At 32.5% G+C, this 833-nt stretch carries 1 pseudogene; it reads left to right on the top strand.

What is annotated here, in order from left to right:
• Positions 1 to 833, top strand: a pseudogene (locus N4T77_RS20100) (cell wall associated protein); the annotation flags it as partial.

Here is an 833-nt window from a genome sequence, read left to right as displayed (position 1 = left end):
TGGTGGATATTTACACAAAATAAAAGATAAGAATGATAACACCTTAACCTTAAGTTATGATGGAATCATATTAAAGAAAATAACTGATGGAGCAGGAAGAGTAACTACCCTAGATGTATTAAGTAATGGATATCTTGTAGGGATAATAGAGTCAGATGGCAGCAGAACCAGCTTTGATTATAATGGACAACAGCTTTCTAAAGTAACTTATCCTGATGGAACTTACACTGTTTTTACTTATGATAGCAAGAATAATCTTAAAAAGGTACTAAATTATGATGGTTACAATATAAACTATGACTATTATACTCAAGCTCCTTACAGAGTCAGCAGCATAAAGGAATTTGGTACAGATGGAGTGGCAGGAGAAAGTTTAGCAATTGCTTATGGATATAACACAACTACCTTTACAGATAATAAAAGTAGGGTTAATTTATATCAATTTACTGATTATGGCATGACTAAGAGTATTAAAAACAGTGATGAAAGTGCTGAAGTTTACAGGTATGATGACAGCAATAAGAACTTGTACAATAAGCTTACAGCAGCTTCAAGAGTTCAGAAGTTTAGCAAAAACTATATAAGAAATCATAGCGTAGAACTAAATACCTCCCATTGGGAAAAAGCTAGTTGGAGAGGTGTAAGTATTGATCAAATAAAAGGTAACATTACTACTGAAGAAGCTTATATGGGAACAAAAAGCCTTAAAATCACTAAAGATACTAACAGCAGCAGAGATTTTTATCAACAGTGGCTTAGTGGTCTTGTAAGAAAAAAATCCTATGTCCTTTCAGCCTATGTTAAAACCAAGGATATTACAAAAACAAGTAATG

Origin of the sequence: Clostridium sp. CX1, assembly GCF_025398335.1 — a bacterium.
In the GTDB taxonomy this organism is placed as follows: domain Bacteria; phylum Bacillota; class Clostridia; order Clostridiales; family Clostridiaceae; genus Clostridium_AM; species Clostridium_AM tanneri.
This window is presented reverse-complemented; position numbering and strand designations above follow the sequence as displayed.